This window comes from Streptomyces sp. NPDC091649 (assembly GCF_044756785.1).
Taxonomy (GTDB): Bacteria; Actinomycetota; Actinomycetes; order Streptomycetales; family Streptomycetaceae; genus Streptomyces.
On record NZ_JBIVTR010000019.1, the window covers coordinates 132,170 to 151,957 of the forward strand.

Genomic DNA, 19,788 nt, shown 5'->3' on the forward strand with positions numbered 1-19,788 from the left:
GTGAACGTCGGCGAACCGGTCGCTCGATGGACCGGGTCGTGCCGGACAGGCCGCGAGCGCTGTCCGGCGAATCAGGACGGACGGGGGAGCGGGTCCGTCGCGGCGGGCCGGACGAAGCGGGCCGGTGTGTGCACTGGGACGAGCTACGAGCGAGGCCCGGGATCGTAGTCCTCGATGAGACGGCTGATGACCCCGCGCAGGATTTCCGCCCGCTGCCGGTCGTTCCGCTGTTCACGCAGGGCGTGCTCAGTCGCCCGGAGCCGGCGCCAGGCTTCTTCGTCCTCGTCCATCACCAGGTCGACGAGCGGCGAGGAGACCAACTCCAGGCACTCGGCCAGCCGAAGCCGGGTGGCGGGGTCCGGGAGAGAGGGCTGAGGGTCGTGGAATCCGTCTGTGAGATACCGCGCCGGATCACCGATGCTCCAGCCGACTACCGCCCCCCTCTGGACGAGGAGGGCCACGTCAGGGGCGATGCCGAGCCGCGCGTCCAGTTCGCGGTCGAGGATGTCGATGTCCTGGAGGCACAGGAGTTCGGTGGCCTCCGGGGGGCAGTGGAACACCGTGGTCCGGGGCATGGCGAACTCCCGGGCAGCACCCGCGCGCAGCCCGCACGCCCGGGTCCGCGGCCTGTCTCGCGCAGTGCGCCCCGGTGGGACGGAAACGTACAGCTGAGGCACGAAGAACGTGACACTGCTCAGTTCCCGGCTGCCCCGGTCGAAACGGAAGTGCTCGTCCTGGGACCACAGCCACTGCATGCTGCCGAAAGTGTCCGACAGTTGCTCCTCCCGCCCGGCCGGATCCGTGTACTCGGCGACGATCAGCTGGAGATCGCGGAAGTCGAAGCGGGGGGTGCTCGGAAGGGGCCTGTCCGTGGTTTCGGCGATCATGGCGTCGCCGACCGTGATCTTCACCGTGGTCGTTGCCTCGTCGTCATCGTCGGATGGGTCTGGCGGGGGGCATGAAGCCGCCCTTGGTGTCGGGGATCTTGCCGTTCACGATGTCTTCGTGGGTCACGGGCGGCCCCGGGTCCTCCGGTGACCCGCCGAAAGCCTTGACTCCGCTCGGCCCCTTCTTCCCGGACGGACCGTAACCCGTGATCACATCGCCCGCACCGGCTCCGGGGCCTTTCGTGACCACGATGTCCTCGCCCTGTCGGAAGATCAGGTTCCCACGCCCGCCCTGGGAGACGTACACCGCGTCCGGGTTCGAAAGGATCGCCTTCACCCGTTCGTCGCTGAAGTGCGGGTGGTAGTTGCTGGATTTTCGTACCTTGCCCTGCTCGGCCCGCTCGGTGATCGTGTCCGCCGACCTCAGAACCTTCTCGTCCGGACACTTGGCTCCAGCGGCGAGGAAATCGGCCCAGCGGGCCGGGCGGTGCCTGTCGACGGCGGTGTGCAGCAGGACCGCGGGTTCGGCGGCGGCGCCGCCCGAACGGGCGCCCATGCCGGAGACAGAGCTGCCGGGGCCGCAGCCGACGTCGTCCCGCTCCTGCCGTACCTTGTCGACCAGCTTCTTGACCTCGGTCTTGGCCAAGGCATAGGCATTGATCAGGGTCTGGGCGCGGAGGGCGATGCGGTACTGAACCGGACGGCCGCCGTTGGCCCGGGATCGGGCCCGTGCCTCGGCCTTCTTCCGTGCCTCGACGGAGACGAACGTCGGCCCGGCGCCCGGGTTGGAGCAGGACAGGCTGCCCGAGACACTGGTGCCGGCGACGGGGAAGGAGCTCCGGGGGCTGGTGCACCGGCCGGCGGACTTGCCGTCGATGGTGAACGTGGCGGTCATGACCGCGGTGACCTTGCCGTCCGTCAGACGGCTCTTGGCGCTGGAGGTGACCTGACCGACGACGCGGCTCGTGGCTGTGCAGCCACCGGAGCTGCACTTCACCGTTCCCGAGCCGCTGAGGGTCAGCATGACCCCGCTGTCGGTCGCGCGGTTCAGTTCCTTGGTCCGCTTCTCCAAGGAGTCGAACATGGGGGCCACGTCGCCCCCGGTGACCGGCTCCAGGTCCAGGCCCTCGGCATCGCTGTCCTCAAGGGGGCCGTCCGTCACCTCGGGCACGTCGGCCGGATTCTCGTCCTTCGAGTCCTCCCGTACCGCGGCAGGCGTCAACCGGGCGGAGACGGTGTCGGCCGATCCGCCGGGAGGCTCGGCCGACCCGGAGGCGCCGTACGACTCCAGGCGCAGCACCCGGTAGGGCTTCTCCTCGCTGACGAGCAGACGTCCGGCCGAGGTTGCCACAGCGAGAGCCGGTACGCCGTTGACAACAGGAGGCTTCGCGGGCTCGCTCGGGGCCGGTGTGCCCTCCAGCTCGTCGAGAGCCTTCGATAGCTTCGTGACCAGATCGGGCGGCGCCGGCCGGTGCTTCACCACCTCGGACGCCACGCTGTCGCTCTCATCCGCGGCCGTCCACTCGCCCGAGGCGTCCTCGCCGGACTCGGAACCGGTGGCCGGGCCCTTCTCCCGGGTGAACGTCCTGCCGCCGATGTGCAGGATCTCGCGGCCGGAGCCCGCGGTGCCGAAACGGCTGCCGGACGAGGTGACGGTGACATCCCGCGTCGGGGCCGGGCCGGAGTCCTGGTACCGCAAGCCGGGCACGTCGGCGAGGGCCGCCACCGCCTGCCGGAACGGCTTCAGGTCACGCTTGGCCTGCGCTTCCTCAGAGCCCAGGACGCCGTTCCAGACCAGTAGTCCGGCCACCAGCGCCGTGGTCAGCACGCCGGCACCGCCGAACAGGAGAAGCCGCCTGCGTCGCCCGGCGTCCTGCCTGGGCGGCAGCGGTGGGGGCGGGCCGTACGACGAGCCGGGCGGAGATCCGTGAGGAGCGTACTGCGGCGGCACCCGCGGAGGGGGCGGGACCGCCTGTGGAGGGTAGGGGCCCTGAGACGGTGGCCCGAAGACGCCGGGAGGCGGGCCGAAGGGGGAAGGCCCAGGTGGCCGGTGTACGCCGTCGTGCTCCGTCATGTTCTCCCCCGTTTGTGGCCTCTGGGCTGCCGTCGCCGGGTGCGGGCCCCTTGCGCCTGAACGTCGCTGGCCGTCGAGGATCGGAACAGGCCCTGGCTGCGGCAGAAATCGAGTGGCTCCCGCATCATTCTGGAGGCGCCGTCACGTCAACCGCCGCTGGTTTTCGGTCATTCGACCGGAGGCGAATGGCCGTACCCGACGCCGGCCGGCCGCGATCACCTCAGCGCTTCGAAGCCCGCGCGCCGGAGGCTCCTTCGCGCCCCGCCCGCTCTCTCGCGCCTCGCCCGCACCCTCGCGCACTGGAGCGTCGCCGTTGACCCGCCGACGCCGAACCGTGCCACCGACTTGATCGTTCGAGAATTCCCGCACTATAGTCGTGCGGGAATTCTCGAACGATTGGAGTCACGTGATGGCTGCGGCCCGCACCTACCACCATCCCGACGCGGATGAGATCGCGCTCCCACGCGTGCTGTTCGCGCTCAGTGAGCCCCTGCGTCTGACGATGGTGCGCATCCTGGCCGAGCGCGGGGAGGTCGACAGCCTGGAACTCGGCCCCGACCTCCCGCGCTCGACGCTCACCCACCACACGAGCCTGCTGCGTGAATCCGGCGTGGTCTTCGTCCGCGCCGAAGGGCGCAGATGCATGATCAGGCTGCGTGACGGGGACCTGGAGGCCCGGTTCCCCGGCCTGGTGCGGACGGTCCTGACCGGTTACGAGAGCGAGGGCGAAGCCCGGCCCGAGGGGGGCGCCGCGTGATCAGGAAGATCTGGCCGCTGGTCGTCGCCGCGATCTCCCTGGGGATCGACGCCTACGTACTGGCCGGTGTTCTGCCGGATATGGCCGACTCCCTGACCACCACCGTCGGTGCGATCGGACTGGGCGTCACCGCGTTCACCGCCGCCTACGCGGCTGCGGGCCCGTTCCTCTCCCGCTTCCTGGTCGGCAGATCGACCCGCACCGCGCTGCTGGTCGCGCTCGGTACGTTCAACCTCGGCAACCTCGCCACCGCACTGGCGCCCACGCTGGGCGTCTTCCTGGCCTCCCGCGTCGTGGCGGGCGCGGGGGCCGGCGTGCTCACCGCGGTCGCCACGGCGACGGCCGGAGCCCTCGTGGCGGAACACGAACGCGGACGCGCGATGGCCATGGTGACCTTCGGCCTGTCCACGGGAACCGTCGTCGGCGTGCCGCTGGGCATGCTGATCGGCGAACAGGTCGGGTGGCGCGGGACGATGGGCCTCGTCGTGCTCATCGGCGTACTGAGCATGCTCGCCCTCGTCCTGCGTTCCGGAACACTGCCGCAGATTCCCGCCTCCCGCCGCTCCGGGCGTGGCACGGTACTCGGAAACCCACGCGTCGCGTTCGGCATCGCACTGTCCTTCGTCCTGGGGATGGCCAGCCTCGGCCTCTACACCTACCTGCTGCCGATGGCTGACGAAAGCGGTCTGGGCACCTGGGGTTTCGCACTCGTATGGGCCTGGGGCATCGGCGGTGTCCTCGGTTCCGGCCTGATCGGCAGACCGTTGGACAGGCTGGGTCCCCGACGGTTGATGCCGGTCCTCCCCGCCTTCCTTCTCGCCTCCTTCCTCGTCGTCCGGCTCGTCGACAGCCCCGCGGCATGGCTGATCGCCACCGCGGTGTGGGGCGCGAGCGGCTGGAGCAGCGTGCCGGTCCTGCAACAGGCACTCGTCCGCGACCGCACCGAGCAGGCCATGCCCGTCATCGCCTTCCAGATGGCCGCGATGTACCTCGGCTCCGCGGCGGGGTCGGCCCTGGGAAGCGCCCTGCTCACCAGGGGCGTCACCGCCGACGCGCTGCCGGGATGGGCCGCGCTGGCCGCGGCGGGCGGTGTTGTGCTCGCCGTGCTGGTCGCCCGGCTGACCCCTGGATCCGCACGAGTCACTACGCCTCGCGCTCCAGCCCCGCGGACCCCGGCGACTCGGAACACGGCGGCCGGGTCACGCTGCTCGTAGCAGACACCGCCCGGGGCGGATCACCATCGGCTGCCGCCGCCGGGGGCAGGGACACTGTCGAGCCGACGGCCGGAGACCCGGTCGCCGAGGCGGTGCCGGTCTTCCACACCGTGGCCTCTGCCCGGCACACGGGCGGACTCGCACTGGTCGTGGGCGGGAGTCCGAGGTGCGGATCGTCCGGCGGGTGCGGGTTCTGCGATGTCCCGCCCGCCGTTCCGGGTCGCGCTTGTCCGCTCCGGCGCACGGCTGCCCCCGAGGTGGATGAGCGGGTCCCCGTGCGCCGCACGGGACGGGGGGAGCCGAAGCGGCTGGGGCGTGCGGGAGCGGAAGGTCCTGGGCGGACCGCTGCGGGCGCAGCGGCCCGCCCGGTTAATCAGTTGCGGACCTTCGGGGTGGGGTGTGTGATCCCGGCTATGACGATTGTGCTGGGTACGCCGACTGTCGACGGGGTAGCCGAGGCCGGGGCCGCGCTGCGGGAGTGGCAGTCAGACGAAGCGCCGATGCAGTTGCATCCCGGGGACGTCGGCTGGAACTACCGGCTCGGAACGGCCGAGACGGCCGGGGCGGTCCGGACCTGGAGTCGGGGCGGGCGGATTCTGGCGGTCGGGATGCTCGACTCGCCGACGCTGGTGCGGATGACGGTCGCTCCGGACGCGTTCCAGGATGAGGAATTGGCGCGGCGGCTTGTCGCGGACTTCTCGCTTCCTGAGCGCGGTGTGCTGCCGGAAGGAGCGGTGTCCGTCGAGGCGCCGCCGGGCCTGCTGCTCCACGACCTGCTGAGCGAGGAGGGCTGGGGCGTCGACGAGCCGTGGACGCCGCTTTTCCGCGACCTCGCCGAGCCGGTGGAGGACCCCGGCGTGCGGATCGAGTCGATGGGCCCGGAGCAGGCACAGGACTTCGTCGACGTCCTGCGGTCGGCGTTCGACACCTCGCGGCCCACGCGCGAGTACTGGCACGCGATGTCGGCGGGACCGTTCTGCGCCGACGCCCGCTGCCTGGGCGCCTACGACGACCGGGGCAGCGTGGCAGCGGTGGTGACGGTGTGGTCGGCCGGCCCGGGGAAGCCGGGGCTGGTCGAGCCGATGGGCGTCCACGCGGACCACCGCGGTCGCGGCTACGGACGGGCGATCACCGTGGCCGGGGCGGCCGCGCTGCGGGAGATGGGCTCGTCGAGCGTACGTGTGTGCGCGCCGAGTTCCAACGTCGGCGGCGTCGCCACGTACAAGGCGGCCGGGTTCCAGGTGCGGCCGGAGGTGCGGGACCGGATCCGAGCGGCCTGACGCCGGGGCAGGCGGTGACGGGACCGGCCGGCCGCGACCTCGAGGACGGCGGACCTCACGAAGCGCTACTCGTGCCGGCCGCCCGCTCCGGCCCCTCGCCGCTGGCCCGGGGGACGCTCATCGCCAGGAGCGCGGTGTCGTCGTCGAGTCCCTCGCCGAACGAGTCCAGCAGTGCGGCGAGCGCCCCGATGGCACCGGGCGCCGTGGTCGGTGCGAGGGACCGGGCGAAGTCCAGGAGCGCTTCGTCGCCGTAGCGTTCACCCCGGTTCCGGGTACGGGCCTCGGTCAGCCCGTCGGTGTAGAGCAGCAGGGTGTCACCGGGACGCAGGTCCAGGGCGACGGTGGTGAACTGGGCGTCCGATACGACCCCGACCAGCTGGCCTCCCGGGGTGGGCAGGTAGTCGGCGCTGCCGTCGGTCCGGAGCAGCACGGCGGGAGGGTGGCCCCCGCCGGCCAGGGCGACATGGAATCCGCTGTGGTTCTCCTGGGGTGTGAGCAGGCCGAAGATCACGGTGCAGAAGGGCGGTTCGTCCTCCTGGGCCTGTTGGTTGAGCGCGGTGTTGAGGTTGGCCAGAACTCTGGCCGGTACGGGATCGGAGACCGCCGCGGCTCGCAGGGTGTAGCGCGCCAACGACGTCACCACAGCCGCGTCCGCGCCCTTGCCGCGCACGTCCCCCATGAAGAACCCCCAGCCTCCGGCGGCGAGGGGGAACAGGTCGTAGAAGTCCCCGCCCACCTCGTCGGTGGACGCGAAGTGGTAGTGCGCGGCGGCCTCCATGCCCGGAACCGGTTCGATGGCCGGCGGGATCAGGGTGCGCTGCAGGGTGGTGGCGAGGCGTTGCAGGCGTTCGCGGTCGTGCTCGGCCTCCTGCCGGGCCCGCAGGAGTTCACGCTCGTAGGTACGCCTGTCCCGGGCGTCGAGGAGGGTGGTGCGGATCAGCAGCGGTTCGCCGTCTTCGTCCCGCTTGACGGTGGAGGTGACCAGGACCGGCAGCCGGGTGCCGTCCGCGGCCTTGAGTTCCAGAGCGACGCCGCTGACCTCGCCCTGCATCCGCAGCAGCGGTGCGTAATGTGTCTCGTGGTACAGCCTGCCGCCGATGGTCAGCAGGTCGGAGAAGTGTCTGTGGCCCACCAGGTCCTCGCGACGGTGGCCGAGCCATTTCAGGAGCGTTCCGTTGACCTTGACGATCCGCCCGTCCATCAGTGTGGAGAGGTAACCGCACGGCGCGTTCTCGTACAGGTCCTCCACGCTGTCGTCCAGCAGGGCGGAGAGCACCGGGGAATCCTGGTCGCGTTCCGTCGCCGACCACGATCCGTCGGCCCCGCCGCAGCCCGGGTGCACGGTCACTCCCCCTGTACGAAGGCGATGATCGCCTCGGCAGTCTCCTCGGGGGCGCTCAGCTGGGGGCAGTGGCCCGTCGAGTCCAGAGTGACCAGCTCGCTGCCCGGGATCTGCGCGTGGACGAAGGCGCCCACCTCACGCGGTGCGATCGTGTCGCGCGCGCTCTCGGCGATGAGCGTCGGAACGGTCACCTCGGGAAGATCCGCCCGGTTGTCGGAGAGGAAGGTGGCTCTCGCGAAAACCCGGGCATCTCGGGGTCCGTCCGGCAGAAGCTGTTGGTCAGCTCCTCCCCCAGTTCGGGGCGCTCCGGGTTTCCCATGATCACCGGTGCCATGGTCGCCGACCAGCCCAGATAGTTGCTGTCCAGCGACTCGAGCAGTTCGTCGATGTCCTCCTCGCTGAATCCGCCCCGGTAGTCGCCGTCGTCGATGTACGACGGCGAGGGGGTGAGGAGCACCAGTTTCTCGAAGAGTGCGGGCTCCTGCACGGCGGCGAGCACACCGATCATGGAACTGACCGAATGCCCGACGAAGGTCACGGGCCCGAGGCCGAGCTCCCGGCAGATGTCGATGACGTCCTGCGCGTAGCCGTCCAGGGTGGAGTACCGCTCAGGGCTCCAGGCCGACGCATCGGAACGCCCTGCCCCCACATGGTCGAAGAGGACCACTCGGAAGCGCTCCTCCAGCGCCGGTGCGACGAGACGCCAGAGATTCTGATCGCAGCCGAAACCATGGGCGAGCATCACCACCGGGCCGCTCTCCCGGCCTGTCACCCGCACCCGGTTTCTCTCGCGCACGTCCATACGAACATCCTGGCACCCTTCGCACCTCACGGCACCGCCGCCGGTCTCGGCCGGCCCCCTGGACCAGGACCTCAAGCGGCGCAGGACACCGACGACGCGCGCCCTGCCAAGGAGCAGGGCGGGCCGGCGCCCTTCGGGAGTGGCGAGGCAGGGACCGAGCCACTTGAGGGAGTATCCCGGCGGCACGTCCCCCGGCGTCGGGACGGGCCACCGGCGCCACCAGGTAGCACACGTCCGGTGGCCGTGCAGGCCGGGGAGCCGATGAGGGCGTCGGCGTGGGTGATGCCGGTCGCGTGGTCAGCGGCCCGCGCGATACCGAAGTCGATGACACGGACGCCGTCCACGGTGAGGTGGACGTTCGACGGCTTCAGGTCCCGGTGGATGCGCCCGGCCCATGCCGCCCTGGCCGAGCGGGGCGAGCGTCCTGGACTGCCCCACGTAAGACGGGTCGTCGGGCCCCAGTGCCTGCATTCCGCCGTCTCCCCCGAATGGCTGACCGAACCGGACCTTGATCGTGGAGGGTGGCCGACGCGCTCCTCTCCCCCAGCCGGTGGCACTGCAACCCGGCGCTCCAGGGCACCTCGCCGAGTGGAGGCCGGGCTCCTGACGGCGGACGGGCGAGGCGGGCTCACTTCCAGATGGCGAACGCCTCGTCGTCGCTGCTGCGCAGCAGGCCGCCCTTGACCCACTCGACCTTCTCGGGCTCCGCGCTGGAGCCCGACTCGGAGAGGTAGACGGAACATGCCTCGTAACTCTCACCCGCCGCGGCCTTCTCGAACTTGCTCGAGTCGTGCTCGTCGAGGCACTTGTCGAATTTCGGCGCCTCCTCGTAGCTGAGCTGCCCGTCCTCGCCCACGACCGGCTTCGGGAAGGCGCTCATGATGTTCAGCTGGGTCAGCCGGTCCCCGTCCGCCATGACGTCGAAGGAGGGCCCGTCCACGTCCCCGGCCTCGGTCTTGGTCACCCGGTAGTGGACGTAGTACGGCGTACGGCCCTGGTACTGGGCGGCGTCCTTGAGCACGGACAGGTCGCCGGAGGTTCCGGCGTCCACGCGCACCACGCTGACCTCCAGGTTGTCCTTCTTCGCCTTGTCCCCGTAGGACAGCTCCTGGGTGCCGCCGGAGCATCCGGTGAGCGCGAGCGCGGCGGCGGCGGCGGTGAGGACGGCGAATGCGGTACGGGCGTTCATGGCTCCTCCTGGAGGCAGTGGTCGCAAGGATCGGTCGGTCGGTCAGTAGAGGCCGGTGCCGGGCGGGTGAGGGCCGGACCTTCCCGAGCTGAACTCGTCGCGCCCTGCCGCGGGGCCCCCGCTCCGGGCGAGCAGCCGGTCCATGGCGACGAACCCCGCCAGCCCCAGGAACGCGCCGAAGTGCAGCAGCCACCAGCCGCTCTCGTAGTTGCTGAAGGGATGGCCTTTGAAGGCGTCGTGCGCGAGGAGGACCAGCGGAAAGGCCGCGGCACACAGGAGGCCCGCGATCCGGAGCGCGCGCGACGGCGTGTGCGGCGCGAGCGCGCGGTAGGCGAGGGTGAGTGCGGCCAGGAGGAAGAGCAGCGACGGCCAGGTCACCAACCCGCCCGGGGGGCCTCCGGGCGGGACGTCGGACAGCCCGAGTACGTCCTCCGTCCCCAGGGCGATGCCGCCCGTCGCGCCCACGCCCTCGTACGGGAAGACCATGGCGATCCGGGACAGTGCGGCAGCGAAAACCGCCGAGACCGCGACACACGTCAGCACAGCGGCCAGGGCGAGGCCCCAGCGAGGCCCGTATCCATCCGGCGGCACGGTCCGCCGGCCGGCAACCGCTCCCGGTTGCCCGGACGCCGCGTAGGGGTTGCCGGCGGCGGGATGGCCGCTCCCGTACGGAATGGCCGTCCCGCCGCCCGGATCGGCGGAGCCCGCGTACGGATTGGCGGAGCCCGCGTACGGATCGCCGCCCGCGACCGGGCCGGACCCGAACCGCCCGGGAGCCCCTGCCGTCGCGTCGACGATCTGCACATGCGGCGGGGCATACCGTCGCGCCTTCGCGGTCAGCTTCCCGAGATCGAACTTACGCCGCTCGACCGCCACATGGAGCTGCGCGGGCATGGCCGGATCGGGCGGCGGCACGTCGGCCCCCGCGGGCATGAGCGTGCCGTCGCGCAGCCGCGTGCCGAGGAGGACCTGCGGCCCGAGCGCGGCGGAGTCGGCGACGACGAAAGCGACGACGTCGGCCCACGGCAGCTGAACGTTGCCGATACGCACGCCGGAGGGACCGAATTCGAAGAGGACGCGCCGCGCGTCGAACCACAGGAAGACATACGGCGCGGCCACGACGATCACCGTGCCGCCCTTCACGTCCAGTACCCAGCCGCAGAGCAGCGCGACACCCACCAGAGCGCCCATCAAACCCCAGAGCGCGGCGAGATCAGCGGGGGAGAACGGCCCTGTCACCCGGTAGCGCTCCCAGCGCGTACGGCGGCGCGAGGCCGGCCCCGGCACAGGAGGAGACTGCGGATCGGGCATGTCGCGTGCTCCTCCGCTGAGCGTCGTAGACCAGCACGGCACGGCAACACACCTCAGGCGCCCCACCGTTACGAGCCCCGGTCGGCCCGCGGAACGTTTGTACCGCACCCGAGTGACAGGTCGTCCACATCGCCCGGAACCGGAGACGAAGATCACAAGGATGGAGAGCGCCTCATTGAGCAGTGCGCATGCCGTGCTGCCCGGTCGATGCCGGCCGCGATCCGGCCGCGCGGATCCACGGCCTCGAAGGGCGTCGGCCGGCGCTCTGACCTGCAAGGGTTCGGGTCGCCGGTCGGAGTGAGCAGCGGTGTGCCATGATCGCCGACGGTCCGGTTCACGTGCGGGGATCGCCGCACACAGAGGGAGGAGAGCAGGGGCCGGGCCCGGAGAGGGCACGCCTCTGGGGGCATATGACGCGATGGCATGCGTTGAGAGATACCGAGGTCGTCGAATTCGCCGCGCGGTTGCGGTCGTTGGAGTCCACGTGGGAGACAGAGGCGACGCCGAGCGCGAGGCGGTCCTCGCGGTTCGCCCGCCAGATCCTGATGATCCGGCCACGTTGGGAACAGCTCGACACCGGGTTCGAGAGGGATGAACACGTCTCGGCCCGCCGCGCGCGCGTGCAGGACCAGACGATGGTCGAGCGCGTCCGGCTACGCCTGACCGACTACGCGGGAAGGTGGGACCAGGTCCTGGACGCCTTCGCCGGGATGTCCGGGGCGCTGCACGCCCCGTTGGGTGAACCGACGGACCGCAGACCAGGCGCCGACGCCGCAGTCCACTGGGCCGGTCGCGACACCACCCTTGTCCTCGAGTGCGCGGGCGGCTCGGTGTACCTGGGGCGGGTGACCAACAGACGACTGCACCTCGATGAGGAACTGCTGCGCATGGACGAGGAGGGGCTGCTGTGACGGCGTGGGAGGGGTTCCGCGAAGGGCTCGCCGAACAGCTGGCCTCGCTGGCCACCGGATCGGTACTGATCATCAGGGAGGGCGGGCGGACGGGCCGGTACGCGCAGTTCGCCCAGAGCGACGAAGTCCTACGGGCGGAGCTGACCGGCGATCACGGTCTCGACCCCGCGCTGCGTGCCGGAGAGACGGGCGCTCGGCTGATCGCGGAATCGGGCTGGGAGCCGCCCCAGGACACCGTCTACGGCCACAACTGGCAGGCCGGTTTGCCCTGGCCCTCGCCTGCGAACGCCTACCGTGAACTGGCGAGGATGACGGTGACTGGCCTGCGCGACGGCTTTCGAATCGTCTCGCCCCGGACTCTGGTCTACGAAGCGTGGGACGAGCGCAGGGGCAACCGCCCTCTCGTACTGCCCCTGTTGGGCCTGGACCCGACGATCTGACGGTCCGGCGAAGGGCGGCGGGATGCCGGCACAGGGCGCGCGCACAACGGCCGACGCGGCGCGGCGCGCGGGCCGGCTGATCGCAGGAGGCCGATCGAGGTGTCCGGGGAGCAAGGCGGGCACACGGAGCGCGTTTCCGTATGGTGCCCCGTCCCCGGGCCGCAAAGGGGGGCCCGGTGGCCCGGGGGGATGCCTGGGTACGCCTGGGCCGCCGGCCGCCCTATCCCCTACGGGGCCGGCTCTGTATCCCGGCTCGGACACCAGGGAGCGAGTAACCCCCTGGTTGGTTGCGGATGTTCGACGCCGGAGGCGGGCAGCAGGGTCACGCTCGGCGACGTGTCGGGCGACTGCGTCGACAAGCACAAGCCCACCGAAACCGAGGACGACCTGACCGCCGCCCGCCAAGCGGCCAATCGGATGCTCAAGCAGATCGACCGCACCTGACCCCGTTCCCAGGCAGCCGGTGCGGTGGGGCGGAGTTCGGGGTCGGCGGTGAGGCCGCCCTGCACGGTCAGCAGCATCGCGCCCACCCCGCCCCAGCCCCTCACGCTTCCGGCTACGGGTCGCCGAGGTCCTTGCCGATCCAGGCTTCTGGACGACGACAGGAGTGGGCCCGCGAAGAGTTCCAGCCGGACACCTCCGGCCGGAAACTCGGCGGACAGGGTCATTCAGTGCGGCCGCAGGTCCTGATCCATCGTTGATCGCCGGCGCCCTGGGCGTGGCCGACCGTGCCCAACATCAGTTTCCCCGCCCAAGTGTGCGATGGGGACGAGCTCACGCGCGTTCAGCGATCGGAGGAAGCCGCCTCCACGCCGCCTCGCGGGGCCCGTTCCTCTGCGTTGGCCAGCCAGAAGAAGACCGGCGGCAGGCCGAGCTCAATCACCGCCAGCGCGATCTGGAACCACTGCGGCCAGCCGTGCACGGCGAGCGAGAGCAGGCGGCCAACGCCACCCAACAGGAAAACGCCGGCCAGCCAACGCACCGCCCGAGCCGGGATCGGGCGCTGCCGTGCGGCCCAGAGCCAGGCCAGTCCGTAGCCGACGAAGCAGGCCCCCATGAACCGGCCCCAGCTGTCGACCGTCGCCCCGGCGGAACCGGCCCCGGGGATCGCCGCGTTGCCGAGCGCCACATGGAGTAGACCGATTGCCACACAAGCCCAGCCCATCAGCTGTGTGAGTATGCGCAGAGCCTTGGCCATAGTGCCTCCAAGCCGTCCTGGCGGAGCCTAGTTGACATGCGTCTACTACACTGGCGTGCTAGTAGACGCATGTCAACTAGGCTTCATTCATGCCTCCCCGCCAGCGACTAACCCCTGCTGACCGCCGCGCCCAACTCCTCGCCGTCGGCTCGCGGCTCTTCGCCGCACACCCATACGCCGACGTACTGATGGAGGAGGTAGCCGAAGAGGCCGGAGTCTCCAGGGCCTTGCTCTACCGCCACTTCCCCAACAAGCACGACCTGTTCGCGGCCGTCTACCAGCAGGCGGCGGACCAGCTGCTCGCCGAGACGCGCTTCGACCCCGCCGACTCCCTGGTGGAACAGCTCATCCAGGGCATGGACGTCCATCTCGACTACTTCGTGGCGAACCGCAACGCCGTCCTCGCCGCCAACCGGGACCTCGCGGGCGACCCGGTGATCCAGACAATCATGACGGACGAGCTGGACGCCCTCCGTGCGCGGCTGCTGACCGTCCTCCCCCTCGCAGACGAGAGCGCCCGCGAGGCCGTGTCCGGCGTCCTGAAGAGCTGGCTGGTCTTCGTCCGGGTCCTCTGCATCGACTGGCTCACCCACGAGACCTGTTCCCGCACCCAGTTGCGCGACGTCTGTATCGGCGCGGCTCTCGGCGCCCTCCGGCCGCTACTTGCCCAGGACCCGGCCCCCGACTGGCTGCGGCAAGGGCCCGGCACGGGCGCCTCGCGGAGCGGGGGGCATCGCGTCGGACAATCCCTGCCCCACGCGGAAAGAGGGCATGGTGACCTGCCGGACCGGGCACCGGCGAAGAGAAAGGAAGCGACGTGAGTACGCACCCCGACCTGCTCGCCCCCTGGCCCGCTTGAGCGGCTCGGCCTCGACCGATGACATGACGGTCGATCAATTCCGCGCACGCCCAGCCGAGATCAGCATGAGCATCCCGAGGGAGCGCCACGCCAGAGCTTCCGACCTGCATGTTCGAAGGTGGCGAAGGCTCGTTCCTCACGCGCCGCTCGTTGAACTCTGCCAGTCGCTGAGTCGTCCGATGAGCCAGACGAAAGGCTGGGTATGGCCGGTGAGCACGCAGGTGCCCGCGATCACGCTCTCCAGCAGGCTCTCCACGTTCCGTGAGCACAGTGCGGCTGTTGCCTCATCGTCGACCAGGCGAAGCGAACAAGCGGGCGTCGCGGCGGTGCTGCCGGGCTCTCGGGTGACCCCGTTTTCGTTGATCCGGACGACAAGCTCCTCTTTCCCCCCCGGCAGTGCGATCGTGACCATGAGATGTGGTTCCGGTGCGGGAAGCTCGGCCAGGACGGATTCCAGGTAGGCGGTGAACGCGTCAGCCCAGCTCGCCGCGTCGACTCGTGCGGGCTCCTCGTCCCTCTTCTCTCGCGGGTCCATGTCACCGTGCGACGTCGGGACTGTCGCGGCTTCCGCCTCGGCGTCGGTCAGGGCCTGGAGCGTCTCGTCGACGTCCGCTCGGGTATGGGACGCCGAGCAGATGAACCTCAGGCGGCCTCGCCCGCGCTCGACAATCGGGTAGGTCACCGCAGCGGCATGGACGCCCCGCCGGAAGAGCCCTCGGGCTATCGCGTGCAGCTTCGCGCCGTCGGAGAAGAAGGGGGTGACGATAAGCCCGTCCCCGGGGCCGAGTTCGTAGCCGGCGTCCGAGAAGCGCTTCCGCATGTAGTACGCGGTGTCCCACAGCCTCGCCCTCAGCTCGTCGCCCGCAGCGACCCTGCGCAGGGCGGCAAGAGCCGCCGCCACGTCGGCAGGTGAGATGTTCGCCTGGAAGACATATGACCTCGCCGACGCCCTCAGCAACGCGATGTGCTGCTCCCGGGCGGCGACCACACCGCCGATGCTCCCGAGGGCCTTGCTCAGGGTCGTGAGGACGAAGTCGACTTGCTCGGTGACGCCTTCCGCGGCGCACAGTCCGGCACCCCGCGCTCCGTAGAGGCCGAACGAGTGAGCCTCGTCCACTAGAACGAGCGCGCCGTACTCCTTCGCGGCGGAAACGATCTCCCGCAGCGGCGCCACTCCCTCGCCCATGCTGTACACGCTCTCGAGCACCACCAGCGTCGTACGGTAGGGCGAGGACTCCGCTTTGAGGACCGCCCGCAGGTCGGCCGCGTCGTTGTGCCGGAAGGTCCGCACACTCGCGCCGCTGAGGCGGGCCCCGTCCACCAGGGAGGCGTGGCAGAGCTGGTCCATGACCACGACGTCCTGCTCGCCCACGATCCCGGCGACGACTCCGAGGCTCGCGGTGAACCCGGTGGGGAACAGGCAGGCGGCCGGCTTGCCCACCATGGCGGCGAATCCCTGCTCGAAGTCCGTGTGGAGGCCGGTCTGCCCGGAGCCGGCCGCTGATATCCCCATCCCGGTACCGAACCGGCTCAGCGCACTGCGTGCCTCCTCGATGACCTCCTCGTCGCGGTTGAGTCCGAGGTAGAGGTTGGTGGTCCAGATGAGCGCCTCGTGCTCCTCGCCCGTCACCGGGTCGGCGACGAGGCCCCGCTCGGCGCTTCCGGTGCGGACGACCTTTCCGTACGGGTCCAGTCCCGAGCGCGCCAGGATGCCCCGGAAGTGCCGTACGAGAGCGCCCCGGTCGGTCGCGGACCAGGCCGGCGCCTTGGCGGCGAAGGCCGGTGGGTACCCGGACCGGACTTGATCCTGGAACACATCGAGCCGGTCCGCGGCCCCGACGCCCTGCGGGCGCCCGCGCACCTCGCCGCCGCCGGAAGCACGGCCCAGCACCGCCAGCAGCCCGTCGACGGCCTCCTTGGGAGTCATGTGCTCCACCAGGGCGGATGAAGGCAGATCAGTGGCCAGCCTCCGCGACAGGCGCACCGTGAGCTCCGCGATGTCCAGCGAATCGACCCCCAGCGCGGCCAGCGGCTCGTCCTGCCGGACCGCCTCGGGGCCGGGGGCGCCGAGGAGCAGCGCCGCCTCCTCCATCACCATGGCGAGCAGTACCGAGCGCCGCTGCTCGTGCGGCGAGGGCAGCGGGCCGGGTCCGGACCGCGAGGCGGCCGGGCCGTCGCCGCCCGCCTTCCCTTCGGGAGCCGCCTCGTCGCCGTGGTGCGCGGCGGCGGGGAGCCGAAGCCGGTCGATCTTGCCGTTGGGCAGTTTCGGCAGCTCGGCCGGCAGCATGACGTGGTGCGGGACCATGTACTTCGGCAGGCGGTCGGCCAGCTGGGAGCGCACGTTCGACGCTGTCACCGACTCCTGCCGGCTCACCGCGTACGCCGTCAGGAGGCTCTTGCCTTCGCCTGTGGTGGCAACGACTGCGGCCTCGTCCACTCCGGGCATCGAGGCCAGCACGGCCTCGATCTCGTCGAGTTCGATGCGATGGCCCCGGATCTTGACCTGCCGGTCGGCGCGGCCGAGGAACTCGAGCTCCCCTGTCTCCGTCCACCGGCACAGGTCGCCGGTCCGATAGATCCGCTGCTCCGGGACCGGGCCGTCCGGCGCGAGGGCCGGGAAGCTCTGCCGGGTGCGCTCGTCGTCATGGAGGTACCCTCTGGCCAGTTGGTCGCCGGCGAGAGCCAGCTCTCCCGCCGTGCCAGCCGGCACCGGTTGCAGGGCCTCGTCCAGCACGTACGCCCGCGCGTCCAGGACCGGGGTGCCGATGGTGATCGGCCCGCTTCCCGCTTCGACGGCGGTGATGAACACGGTGGCCTCGGTCGGGCCGTAGACGTTCACGACCCGGGGCGTACAGGGATCAGCGTGCACCCGCTCCACCAGAGAACGGGACAAGACCTCGCCCCCCAGCACCACACACCGCAACCCACCGGGCAGCGGCCCGGCCGCGAGCAGCGCCTTCATCGCGGACGGCACCATGATGGCCGTGCGCACGCGGTGCGCTGCGGGCAACTCGCGCAGGGCGAGCACGTTCTCGGACAGGACGACCGTGCCGCCGAGGACGAGCGTCCCCAGAATCTCCATCACCGAGGGGTCGAAGCAGACCGAGGCCGCGGCCAGGACGCCCGTGAGGTCCTCGTCGTCCAGCAGCCGGCGCATCGAGGCGGCCATCGCCACCACGCTGCGGTGCTCGACCGCCACGCCCTTGGGCTTCCCGGTCGACCCCGAGGTGTAGATGACGTACGCGAGATCTCCGGCCGAGCAGGCCGCCGGCGATGCCGCCGGGCGGTCCGGCACCGCGTCGAGGCGCACGCGACCGGGGGCCGCCGAGCACAGCTCCGCCGTACCGGCGTCGACCACCACCGACGCCGCCCGGGAATGCTCGATCAGATAGCGCACCCGTTCGGCCGGGTAGGCGGGGTCCATCGGCACGTAGGCGCAGCCTGCCCGCAGTACTCCCAGCAGGGTTGCGACCAGCTCCCACGTCCGCCCGAGGCACACGCCGACGAGCGCCCCCGGCGCCACGCCCCGGGCTGCCAGCTCCCCGGCGATCGCCTCCGCCCGGGCCCGCAGCCGCTCGTAGTCGATGTCGACCGCTCCGTCCACGACGGCGATCCGACTCCCCTGGCGCGCCGCCCGGGCCTCGAACAGCCCCCAGACTGTTTCGTCCGGACCGGCGCCCGCAGCGGGTGCGCGTGCGTCCCCGCGGTCCGGGGCACCCGCGCTGCCGTGGGCGGCTTCGTGTTCGGCGTGATGCATCTCCTGCTCCCAACAAATAGAAATGGTGATGCTTCGTCGAGCATCCTGGGGAATGCTGAGAACTGTGAGTTCCTGGCGGGTGGGCGCAAGCTCGATCAACGAGGTACGAGCCGGGACGAACGCTTTGGCCGGCGGCCAGCCAACCGTCGTTCCCGACACGCCACTTCTCGGAAGCCGCATCGCGTGTCTCCGGATTCCACGGACGCTCGCCGGTCCACCGGAAGCATGCTCGACGTGACAGCCACAGAGTGGCGCACGAGCACGAAGAAGTGGGCCTCGGGAAACAGCCGACGGACCTGGAGTGGGCGGGCAACGCGCGACGGGCGGGCTCCAGCTCGTTCAGGTTCCAGTCGTAGGGTGCTTTTCCGTGGCCACGTGATCGCGCTTGCTCAGGAAAGCGCCGCGTTCCAGCTCGCACGGCGGCAGCCGGTCGTTCAGGGTGTCTCAGTCCTGGCCGTTGTGGGCGGCCTCGAACTGATCGTCATGCTCCTTGCCGGCCGTGTCCAGCAGCATGCAGGCGTGACTGGCGGCAGGATCCTCGTACACCGTTCCCTCCCACCCTCCGCCATGCCAGGGAACCCGGACAGATACTGGACAAAGCACATAGCGGACTCTCCGGGCACCGTGCTGCATAAGTCGGTCCTCACACTAGGGCCTGCCCGAAGTCGTGATCAAGGGGTGGCATGCCTCTTCCGGTGATCATTCGACGGCTGATAGATCTCCGTGATGGCAGGTAGGCAACTCGCGGACGATGAGCAGGAGTTGCTCGATCAGTTCCTGCCACTAGGCAGGCCCGTCCCATATCCGCAGCATCTGCGCGAGCAGTTCGAGGGCGCGAGCTGGAAGCTCCGCTCGGGCGCTCGGTGGTGGGAGATGCCGCCGGAGTCCAGAGTCTGGCAGGCCGCCTGCGACCACTTCGTCCGATGGCGTGGCGCAGGCGCCTTCCAGGCGCTGGCACCGATGGACGGGATGATCGCCGAGGCGGACCGCCGCGGGGCAGACGGACTTGTCCCTGGTCAGCGGCGGCTCCACGGACGGCCCGGCGGGGCCACCGCAGCGGCCTCGCCGGGCCCGGTTGCCGGCCTGGTCGGCCCACTCGGGAATCGTGTGCGGGATACCCCGGCGGCGGAGCCACGCGTGGATCGCCTTCGAGCTGTAGCCCTTGTCACCCAGGACGTGATCGGGCCGGGTACGGGGCCGTCGCGGCCCGGTCCGGGGCACCCTGATCGCGTCCATCACGGTGGTGAACCGTGTGCAGTCGTTGGTGTTGCCTCCCGTGACGACGAAAGCGAGAGGCCGGACCCGGCCGTCGCAGGCCAGGTGCACCTTGCTGGTCGGACCACCTCTGGACCGGCCGAGGGTCGGGTCGCGGAGCCCTCTTTTCGAGCCCCCGCCGCATGCTGGTGGGCCCGGACGATGGTGGAATGGACGGACACCAGCCACTCGATGTCGCCCGCCGCATCCACCTTCGCCTGAGCGGCCCACAGCATCAGGTCGAACGGCCCGCCCGCCGCCCACCTGCGAAAACGTGTATGCAGAGTGGCCCACGGACCGTAACGGTCGGGCACATCCCGCCAAGCCGTCCCGGTCCGGAATTTTCACACGATCCCGTTCAGGGCCCTGCGGTCGTCCAGCCGTTTCCGCCCACGCAATGACTCGGGCTGCCTAGAGCGTGTCTTCAAAGGCTGTCGATGGGGCATCATATGACGCATGGTGCGGCGACATGAGCTCTCGGACGAAGAGTGGGACGTTCTGTCGGGGCTGCTT

Annotated in this window: 13 protein-coding genes and 3 pseudogenes; 7 read left to right on the forward strand and 9 right to left on the reverse strand. The window is 70.6% G+C overall.

What is annotated here, in order from left to right:
• Window positions 1-143 precede the first annotated feature (143 nt).
• Complete coding sequence (locus tag ACIQMU_RS26715; RefSeq protein ID WP_352242622.1) at window positions 144-911, reverse strand: hypothetical protein; 768 nt, start codon at window positions 909-911, stop codon at window positions 144-146.
• A gap of 19 nt (window positions 912-930) precedes the next feature.
• Window positions 931-2,715 carry a hypothetical protein gene (locus tag ACIQMU_RS26720; protein WP_402689870.1) on the reverse strand — a complete coding sequence of 595 codons (1,785 nt, stop codon included), beginning with the start codon at window positions 2,713-2,715 and terminating at the stop codon, window positions 931-933.
• Between the two features lie 655 nt (window positions 2,716-3,370).
• Here ACIQMU_RS26720 and ACIQMU_RS26725 point away from each other — a divergent pair.
• The 3 genes from ACIQMU_RS26725 to ACIQMU_RS26735 all read left to right on the forward strand — a co-directional run bounded on the left by ACIQMU_RS26725 (window position 3,371) and on the right by ACIQMU_RS26735 (window position 6,212).
• Window positions 3,371-3,718, forward strand: a complete 348-nt coding sequence (locus tag ACIQMU_RS26725) for a hypothetical protein (protein ID WP_352242620.1) — start codon at window positions 3,371-3,373, stop codon at window positions 3,716-3,718.
• The gene (locus ACIQMU_RS26730) at window positions 3,715-4,932 is read left to right on the forward strand and encodes an MFS transporter (protein ID WP_402689871.1); all 1,218 of its coding nucleotides are present in this window, start codon (window positions 3,715-3,717) and stop codon (window positions 4,930-4,932) included. Before ACIQMU_RS26725 ends, ACIQMU_RS26730 begins: the two co-directional genes overlap by 4 nt.
• Window positions 4,933-5,345: 413 nt before the next feature.
• A complete protein-coding gene (locus ACIQMU_RS26735) occupies window positions 5,346-6,212 on the forward strand; it encodes a GNAT family N-acetyltransferase (protein ID WP_352242618.1) in 867 nt (288 codons plus the stop codon).
• Window positions 6,213-6,267: 55 nt separating this feature from the next.
• On the opposite strand, the gene ACIQMU_RS26740 is transcribed toward ACIQMU_RS26735, so the two are convergent.
• The 4 genes and pseudogenes from ACIQMU_RS26740 to ACIQMU_RS26755 all read right to left on the reverse strand — a co-directional run bounded on the left by ACIQMU_RS26740 (window position 6,268) and on the right by ACIQMU_RS26755 (window position 10,856).
• Entirely contained in the window at window positions 6,268-7,560 is a 1,293-nt protein-coding gene (locus ACIQMU_RS26740) for a PP2C family protein-serine/threonine phosphatase (protein ID WP_402689872.1), read from the reverse strand.
• A pseudogene (locus ACIQMU_RS26745) lies at window positions 7,557-8,356 on the reverse strand (alpha/beta fold hydrolase). The gene ACIQMU_RS26740 and the pseudogene ACIQMU_RS26745 overlap by 4 nt, the downstream one beginning before the upstream one ends.
• Window positions 8,357-8,984: 628 nt before the next feature.
• Window positions 8,985-9,545, reverse strand: coding sequence for a hypothetical protein (locus ACIQMU_RS26750; protein WP_352242616.1), 561 nt, complete (start codon window positions 9,543-9,545; stop codon window positions 8,985-8,987).
• A gap of 42 nt (window positions 9,546-9,587) precedes the next feature.
• Complete coding sequence (locus tag ACIQMU_RS26755; protein ID WP_402689873.1) at window positions 9,588-10,856, reverse strand: hypothetical protein; 1,269 nt, start codon at window positions 10,854-10,856, stop codon at window positions 9,588-9,590.
• A gap of 428 nt (window positions 10,857-11,284) precedes the next feature.
• Between ACIQMU_RS26755 and ACIQMU_RS26760 the strand changes: the two genes are divergently transcribed.
• Window positions 11,285-11,767, forward strand: a complete 483-nt coding sequence (locus ACIQMU_RS26760; RefSeq protein ID WP_402689874.1) for a DUF6301 family protein — start codon at window positions 11,285-11,287, stop codon at window positions 11,765-11,767.
• Complete coding sequence (locus ACIQMU_RS26765; protein ID WP_352242613.1) at window positions 11,764-12,207, forward strand: TY-Chap domain-containing protein; 444 nt, start codon at window positions 11,764-11,766, stop codon at window positions 12,205-12,207. Before ACIQMU_RS26760 ends, ACIQMU_RS26765 begins: the two co-directional genes overlap by 4 nt.
• A gap of 784 nt (window positions 12,208-12,991) precedes the next feature.
• On the opposite strand, the gene ACIQMU_RS26770 is transcribed toward ACIQMU_RS26765, so the two are convergent.
• Window positions 12,992-13,405 carry a DUF4345 domain-containing protein gene (locus tag ACIQMU_RS26770; protein ID WP_352242612.1) on the reverse strand — a complete coding sequence of 138 codons (414 nt, stop codon included), beginning with the start codon at window positions 13,403-13,405 and terminating at the stop codon, window positions 12,992-12,994.
• Between the two features lie 89 nt (window positions 13,406-13,494).
• On the opposite strand from ACIQMU_RS26770, the gene ACIQMU_RS26775 reads away from it, so the two are divergent.
• Window positions 13,495-14,226 carry a TetR/AcrR family transcriptional regulator gene (locus ACIQMU_RS26775; RefSeq protein WP_352242611.1) on the forward strand — a complete coding sequence of 244 codons (732 nt, stop codon included), beginning with the start codon at window positions 13,495-13,497 and terminating at the stop codon, window positions 14,224-14,226.
• Window positions 14,227-14,400: 174 nt separating this feature from the next.
• On the opposite strand, the gene ACIQMU_RS26780 is transcribed toward ACIQMU_RS26775, so the two are convergent.
• Window positions 14,401-18,021 carry an amino acid adenylation domain-containing protein gene (locus tag ACIQMU_RS26780; protein ID WP_402689875.1) on the reverse strand — a complete coding sequence of 1,207 codons (3,621 nt, stop codon included), beginning with the start codon at window positions 18,019-18,021 and terminating at the stop codon, window positions 14,401-14,403.
• A 726-nt stretch (window positions 18,022-18,747) separates the two neighbouring features.
• Between ACIQMU_RS26780 and ACIQMU_RS26785 the strand changes: the two are divergent.
• A pseudogene (locus ACIQMU_RS26785) lies at window positions 18,748-18,963 on the forward strand (transposase); the annotation flags it as partial.
• Between the two features lie 105 nt (window positions 18,964-19,068).
• Here the strand turns inward: ACIQMU_RS26785 and ACIQMU_RS26790 are convergent.
• A pseudogene (locus ACIQMU_RS26790) lies at window positions 19,069-19,670 on the reverse strand (IS5 family transposase); the annotation flags it as partial.
• Window positions 19,671-19,788: the final 118 nt, after the last annotated feature.